This is a genomic window from Oryzihumus leptocrescens, assembly GCF_006716205.1.
In the GTDB taxonomy this organism is placed as follows: Bacteria; Actinomycetota; Actinomycetes; order Actinomycetales; family Dermatophilaceae; genus Oryzihumus; species Oryzihumus leptocrescens.
This window is the reverse complement of the sequence record NZ_VFOQ01000004.1, coordinates 24,218-30,887: the sequence shown is the minus strand read 5'-3', so window position 1 is coordinate 30,887 and position 6,670 is coordinate 24,218. Positions and strand designations below refer to the sequence as shown.

Sequence of the window (6,670 nt, the reverse complement as noted above, 5' to 3'; positions counted from 1 at the left end):
CGGGACACCTTCTTCCGCCGGTCTCGACCGGCTCCGCGCCGCCGGAACCCGGCCGCACCTCTGACGGTACGCCCCCAGAGCAAACAGCGAGGCCTGCTTTCAGCCACCGGCGCACCCCCCGCACCGGCGCCAGGCTCAGGACACCTCGGCGGTATGCCGGGTGCTCGCCGACTCGGGGTAGGCGTCGGTCTCGGTCGCCTTGGCCGACAGCCACACGGCCTGCCCCGGCCCGAGCCCGAGCTCGGCCACGGCCCCGGGCGTGACGTCCACCAGCGCCGACGGCGTGCCCTCGACGTTGACCCGCACCCGGTCGGTGAGCAGCTCCAGGCTCTCGATGGTGCCGGCCCACACGTTGCGCACGCTGGCGTGCTCGGGCCGCACGGTGTGCACCGTGATCGCCGAGGGGCGCAGCCCCACCAGCACCCGGTTCGAGCCCCGCGCCTCGGCGGTGGGCGTCACCGCGAGGTCCCCACCACCGTCGAGCGCGACGCTGCCGCGGTCGGGGTCGAGCCGCCCTGCATACAGGTTGAGTCCGACCAGGCGCGCGACGTACTCCGTCGCCGGGTGCCGTGCCACCGACGCGGGGGTGCCCTGCTGGACCACCCGGCCGCCCTCGATGACCAGCAGCCGGTCGCACAGCACCATCGCCTCGAGCGGATCGTGGGTCACCACGAGCACCGGGCCGGCGAAGAACTCCAGGTGCCGGCGCAGCAGGGTGCGCACATCGAGGCGGGTGCCGGCGTCGAGCGCCGACAGCGGCTCGTCGAGCAGCAGCAGCCCGGGCTCGGCGGCCAGGGCCCGGGCCAGGGCGACGCGCTGCGCCTGCCCACCGGACACCTGCGCGGGCCGCCGGTCGGCCAGCTCGGCCAGGTCGAGCCGCTCCAGCCAGCCGCGGGCCACCTCCCGGGACCGGCGCCGGCCCAGGCCCCGGGACCGCGGCGCGAACGCCACGTTGTCCAGCACGCTCAGGTGCGGGAAGAGCCGGTAGCTCTGGAACACCAGCCCGACCGGCCGCTGCTCCGGTGGGACGAACAGGTGCTCGCCGTCGAGCAGCGTGCCGCCGAGGCGGATCGTCCCGGCGGCCAGCACGGTCAGCCCGGCGAGGGCCCGCAGCAGCGTCGACTTGCCGGCACCGTTGGGGCCCAGGACGCCGAGCACCTCCCCCGGCTCGACCGTGGCCGAGACGGCCAGCCGGAAGCCGCCGCGCTCGACCACCCCGTCGACCTCGAGGGCGGCGGAGGTTTCACGTGAATCCACGCTCACGCCGTGCTCCCCGCCCGCAGCCACCGGTCACGCAGCACCGCGAGGATGACCACGGACACCACGAGCAGCACCAGCGACAGCGCGATCGCCGCCTCGGGGTCGCTCTCCAGGGCGAGGTAGACCGCCAGCGGCATCGTCTGGGTCCGCCCCGGGAAGCTGCCGGCGAAGGTGATCGTCGCCCCGAACTCCCCCAGCGCCCGGGCCCAGCACAGCACCGCCCCGGCGCCCAGCGACGGCGCCACCATCGGCAGCGTCACCCGGCGGAACACGCCCAGCCGCGAGGCACCCAGCGTCGCCGCCGCCTCCTCGTAGCCCCGGTCGGCCGCCCGGAACGCCCCCTCCACGGTCACGACGAGGAACGGCATCGCCACGAACGTCTCGGCGACCACCACGCCGGCGGTGGTGAACGGCAGGGTGATCCCGGTCCACGACTCCAGCAGCCGCCCGAGCACCCCCTGCCGCCCGAACGCCAGCAGCAGCGCCACGCCTCCCACCACCGGCGGCAGCACCAGCGGCAGGGTGACCAGCGCCCGCAGCAGGGTCATGCCCGGGGCCCGCACCCGCGCCAGCACCCACGCCAGGGGTACGCCGAGCACGAGGGAGATGACGGTCGCCGTGGTCGCGCAGACCAGCGACAGCCGCAGCGCCTCGGCCACGTTGCCGTCGGTCAGCAGGCCGCCGAGGCTGCCCCACGGCGCCCGCAGCAGCAGCCCGGCCAGCGGCACGAGCAGGAACGCCGCCCCCACCAGCGCCGGTATGCCGAGTGGCCACGGCACGCTCGCAGGTCCGGTGACGTCGCGGTCACCGTCCCGACGTGCCGCGCCCCGGGTCACGGCTTGGCGAACCCGTCGGCCGCCAGGACCTGCTGCCCGGCAGCGGAGAGGACGAGATCGGTGAACGCCTTCGCACCGGCGGGGTTGGGCGCCTTGACCAGCGTGGCGATCGGGTAGGACGTGGAGGCGTTGACGGCCGCGGGGATCAGGATGCCCTTGACCTTGCTGCCGGCGGCGCGCACGTCGGTCACGTAGACCACGCCCGCGTCGACCTCCCCGAGGCTGACCTTGGCCAGCACCGACTTGACGTCGACCTCCTCCGTGACCGGCGTGACCGTGACGCCGGCATTGTCGAAGACCTTGGCGGCCGTGGCGCCACAGGGCACCTGGGCCTGGCACAGGGCCACCTTGACGCCGCTGCGCGCCAGGTCCTTGACCCCGGCAACGTGGGCCGGGTTGTCCGGCGGCACCGCGATCTCCATCTGGTTGCTGGCAAAGGGCGTCGGGGTCGTGGCGGCGCCCGCCTGCACCACCTGGTCCATGTTCTTGGTGCTCGCCGAGGCGAAGACGTCGGCCGGTGCGCCCTGGGTGACCTGCTGGGCCAGGCCGGAGCTCGGGCCGAAGCTGAAGACCACGTGCGTGCCCGGGTGCTGCTCCTCGAACCGCGTACCCAGGTTCGTGAACGCCTCCTTCAGCGAGGCCGCGGCGAACACGGTCACCGTGCCGCCGACCGAGGACGACGAGCCCTGCGCGGTCGTCGCGCTGCTGGACCCCGACGTGCCGCACGCGGCCAGGGCGAGGACGGCGCCGGCGGCGAGGCCGGTGAGGACGGACCGGCGGGGAGCGTTCATTGCGCCGGCACCTCCACGACGACGTTGGTGGACTTCACGGCCGCGATCGCCAGGACGCCGGGCTCCAGCCCGAGCTCGTCGGCGGCCTCGCGGCTCATGAGCGAGACGAACCGGTGCGGTCCGGCCTGGATCTCGACCTGGGCCATGACCGTGTCGCGCAGCACCTTGGTCACCAGCCCCTGGAACCGGTTGCGCGCGGACTCCGAGACGACCGGCCGGGGCTGCGGGCGCTCGACCGCGGCGGCGAGCTCCTCGGCGAAGCGGGCCAGCACCGCGCCCTCGACGGTGCGCCGCCCGGAGGCGTCGGTGACGGTCTCGAGCCGTCCGGCGTCGGCCCAGCGTCGGACGGTGTCGTCGCTGACGCCGAGCAGCTCGGCCGCCTCGCGGACCCGGAACGTCGTCATGTCTCGCAGCCTATCCGCAGATGCGGACTGCACAAGCGGCAAACAGACGGCACCTGCGGACCAAGCCACGCACCTGAGCCGCACCGTCAGCGGAACGCACCAAGGCGGCATACCGGCTCTTGGCAGGTTCTCACCACGGCCGGCGCACCCCCGTGCCGTAGCGTGAGGACGCAGCCCAGCCCCCACGCCGGAGGACCCGAGTTGGCCGTCGACACCAGCAGTCCCCAGACGATCGCCGACGCCCTCGACCGGGTCGGTTACCTCGCCGACGAGGGCCTGGCCACGGCGGCGTTCCTGGCGCTGCAGCTCGAGCGCCCGCTGTTCTGCGAGGGCGAGCCCGGCGTCGGCAAGACCAGCCTCGCGCTGGCCCTGGCGCAGGAGCTGGGCGGGGAGCTGGTGCGCCTGCAGTGCTACGAGGGCATCGACTCCACCCAGGCCCTCTACGACTGGGACTTCCCCCGGCAGCTGCTGCACCTGCGAGCCGCGGAGGCGAGCGGCATCACCGACCCCGCCGCGACCGAGGCCTCGCTCTACGACCGGCGCTTCCTGCTGGCCCGGCCCGTGCTGCGGGCGCTGGAGACCTCCACCGCCGAGCACCGCAGCGTGCTTCTGGTCGACGAGATCGACCGGGCCGACGACGAGTTCGAGGCGTTCCTGCTGGAGGTGCTCAGCGACTTCGCGGTGACCATCCCCGAGCTCGGCACGGTCCGGGCGCAGGTGCCGCCGGTCGTCATCATCACCAGCAACCGCACCCGCGACGTGCACGACGCCCTCAAGCGGCGCTGCCTCTACCACTGGATGGACCACCCGGGCCGGGAGCGCGAGATCGCCATCCTGCGCCGGCGCGTGCCGGGGCTGTCCGAGGCCCTTGCGGCGCAGGTCGCCGACGCGGTGGCGCGGCTGCGCGGGCTCGGCCTGCTCAAGCCGCCCGGGGTCGCCGAGTCGCTGGACTGGGCCCGCTGCCTGCAGGCGCTCGGCGCCGTCGACCTCACCCCCGAGCTGGCCACCGCCTCGCTCGGCGCGGTCGCCAAGTACCGCGAGGACCTCGAGGCGATCACCGCCCACGGGGTCGCGAACCTCGTCCCGGGGTGAGCAGCGTGGCCACGGTCCCGCTCGAGGAGGTCATGGTCGGCTTCGGTCAGGCGCTGCGCCGAGCCGGCGTGGCCGCCCACCCCGACCGGGTCCGCTCGTTCCTCGAGGCGCTCACCCGGCTCGATGCGCTCTCCCGCCAGGACGTCTACTGGGCCGGCCGGGTGACGTGCTGCTCCCGGGCCGAGGACATCGCCGTCTACGACCGCGTCTTCGAGGCCTACTTCCGCCCCGAAGACGGGGACCCCCAGACCCGTGCCCGGGTCGAGGTCGAGCGCGGCGTCGGTGTCGAGGACCCCGGAGCCGGTGAGGAGGGCTCCGAGGAGGCCGCCGTGACCAGCACCGCAAGCGCCCGGGAAGTGTTGCGGCACAAGGACGTCGCCCGCCTCAAGGAGCACGAGCGCGCGGCCGTGCACCGCCTCGTCGCCGCGATCTCCCTCGACGGCCCGCACCGGGTGTCCCGTCGCACCGCACCGGCCCGGCGCGGCCGGCTGGACCGGCGCGGCACCACCGCGGCCATGCTCCGCGCCGGCGGGGAGCCGGCCCGGCTGCGCCACCGCCGACGCACGGTCACCCCTCGCCGGGTCGTCCTCGTGCTCGACGTGTCCGGCTCGATGAAGGCCTACGCCGACGCGTTCCTGCGCTTCGCCCACGCCCTGGCCCGGACACGCCCGCACACCGAGGTCCTCACCGTCGGCACCCGGCTGACCCGGGTCACCACTGCCCTGCGCCAGCCGACCGCCGACGCCGCGCTGGCGGCGTTCGCCGCGACGGTGCCCGACTGGTCCGGCGGCACCCGGCTCGGCGACAACCTGCGCCAGCTCCTGACCACCTGGGGCCAGCGCGGCCTCGTCCGCGGCGCCGTCGTCGTCATCGCCTCCGACGGCTGGGAGCGCGGCGACACCACCGAGCTGCGCGAGCAGATGGAGCGGCTGCACCGGCTCGCCCACCGGGTCATCTGGGTCAACCCGCACAAGGGCAAGGAGGGCTACGCCCCCGCCACCGCCGGGATGCAGGCCGCGCTGCCGTCGGTCGACGACTTCCTCGCCGGGCACAGCGTCGACACGCTCGAGCAGCTCGCCCGGGTCATCGCCACCGACCACAGCAGGCACCGGGAGCCCAGCCATGCGTGACCTCGTCCCCGAGCTGCGCGCCTGGGTCGCCGACGGCCGGCCGTTCGCCCTGGCCACGGTCACCCGCACCTGGCAGTCCTCCCCGCGCCCCGCGGGCGCGGCCATGGCGGTCAACGCCGACGGCGAGGTCGCCGGCAGCGTCTCCGGCGGCTGCGTCGAGGGAGCCGTGTATGACGTGGCGCAGCGGGTCCTCGCGGATGGCACCGCCCGCGGGGCGCACTACGGGATCAGCGGCGCCGACGCGTTCTCCGTCGGGCTGACCTGCGGGGGCGAGCTCGACGTCACCGTCGTGCGGGTCGACCCGGCCACCGACCCCGCCTTCGCCGCGGTGATCGACGCGATCGAGGCCGGCACCCCGGTGGCCGTCGCCACGGTCGTGGCCGCACCGGGCGACCACGGCCCCGCGGTCGGCGACCGGCGGATCGTGTTCGCGGACAGGGCGATCGGCACGCTGGGCACCGACCGGCTGGACGACGCCGTCACGGACGACGCCCGGGGGCTGCTGCGCGCCGGGCACAGCGAGGTGCTGCACTACGGCCCCGACGGGCAGCGCCGGCCGGACGAGCTCGAGGTGTTCGTGACGGCGTTCGCGCCGCGGCCGCGGATGATCGTCTTCGGCGCGATCGACTTCGCCCGTGCCGTGGCACGCACCGGCGGCTTCCTCGGCCACCACGTCACCGTCTGCGACGCCCGGCCCGTGTTCGCCACGCCGGCGCGCTTCCCCGAGGCCGACGAGGTCGTCGTCCGCTGGCCGCACGCCTACCTGCAGGAGGAGGTCGAGGCCGGCCGCGTCGAGCAGAGCACCGTGCTGACGGTGCTCACCCACGACCCCAAGTTCGACGTCCCGCTGCTCGAGGTCGCCCTGCGCAGCCCGGCCGGCTACGTCGGCGCCATGGGCTCCCGGCGCACCCACGCGGCCCGGCTGGCGGAGCTGCGCGAGCGCGGTGTGACCGAGGCCGAGCTGGCCCGGCTCTCCGGCCCGATCGGCCTCGACCTGGGGGCGCGCACCCCCGAGGAGACGGCAGTCTCGATCGCCGCCGAGGTCATCGCCGCCCGCTGGGGTGGCACCGGCCGCCGGCTCAGCGACCTCGACGGCCGGATCCACCGCGACCCGGTGCCGGAGTCGTCACCGACGTTGACGGCGAGCGCACCGTGAA

General features: G+C 75.0%; 7 protein-coding genes and 1 pseudogene. 3 read left to right on the top strand and 5 right to left on the bottom strand.

Features of this window, described 5'->3' with window-relative positions; all coding sequences use genetic code 11:
- Nucleotides 1–135 precede the first annotated feature (135 nt).
- From FB474_RS21595 to FB474_RS20525, 5 genes and pseudogenes are all read right to left on the bottom strand, one after another.
- The gene (locus FB474_RS21595) at nucleotides 136–645 is read right to left on the bottom strand and encodes a TOBE domain-containing protein (RefSeq protein ID WP_425465326.1); all 510 of its coding nucleotides are present in this window, start codon (nucleotides 643–645) and stop codon (nucleotides 136–138) included.
- 120 nt (nucleotides 646–765) lie between these two features.
- A pseudogene (locus FB474_RS21590) lies at nucleotides 766–1,194 on the bottom strand (ATP-binding cassette domain-containing protein); the annotation flags it as partial.
- A gap of 65 nt (nucleotides 1,195–1,259) precedes the next feature.
- Nucleotides 1,260–2,039: an ABC transporter permease gene (locus FB474_RS20535; protein ID WP_246092791.1), complete on the bottom strand. Its 780-nt coding sequence runs from the start codon at nucleotides 2,037–2,039 to the stop codon at nucleotides 1,260–1,262.
- Between the two features lie 53 nt (nucleotides 2,040–2,092).
- Nucleotides 2,093–2,887 (bottom strand): molybdate ABC transporter substrate-binding protein, encoded by a 795-nt coding sequence (gene modA / locus FB474_RS20530; RefSeq protein WP_141790731.1) that lies wholly within the window; start codon nucleotides 2,885–2,887, stop codon nucleotides 2,093–2,095.
- On the bottom strand, nucleotides 2,884–3,291 hold the full coding sequence (locus FB474_RS20525; protein ID WP_141790730.1) for a TOBE domain-containing protein: 408 nt from the start codon (nucleotides 3,289–3,291) through the stop codon (nucleotides 2,884–2,886). Before FB474_RS20525 ends, modA begins: the two co-directional genes overlap by 4 nt.
- 201 nt (nucleotides 3,292–3,492) lie before the next feature.
- Here FB474_RS20525 and FB474_RS20520 point away from each other — a divergent pair, with 201 nt between their 5' ends.
- From FB474_RS20520 to FB474_RS20510, 3 genes are read left to right on the top strand one after another with little or no spacing between them, the layout of a single operon-like run.
- The gene (locus FB474_RS20520) at nucleotides 3,493–4,383 is read left to right on the top strand and encodes an AAA family ATPase (protein ID WP_141790729.1); all 891 of its coding nucleotides are present in this window, start codon (nucleotides 3,493–3,495) and stop codon (nucleotides 4,381–4,383) included.
- A gap of 5 nt (nucleotides 4,384–4,388) precedes the next feature.
- Entirely contained in the window at nucleotides 4,389–5,513 is a 1,125-nt protein-coding gene (locus tag FB474_RS20515) for a vWA domain-containing protein (RefSeq protein WP_246092788.1), read from the top strand.
- Nucleotides 5,506–6,669 carry an XdhC family protein gene (locus tag FB474_RS20510; RefSeq protein ID WP_141790728.1) on the top strand — a complete coding sequence of 388 codons (1,164 nt, stop codon included), beginning with the start codon at nucleotides 5,506–5,508 and terminating at the stop codon, nucleotides 6,667–6,669. Before FB474_RS20515 ends, FB474_RS20510 begins: the two co-directional genes overlap by 8 nt.
- Nucleotide 6,670: the final 1 nt, after the last annotated feature.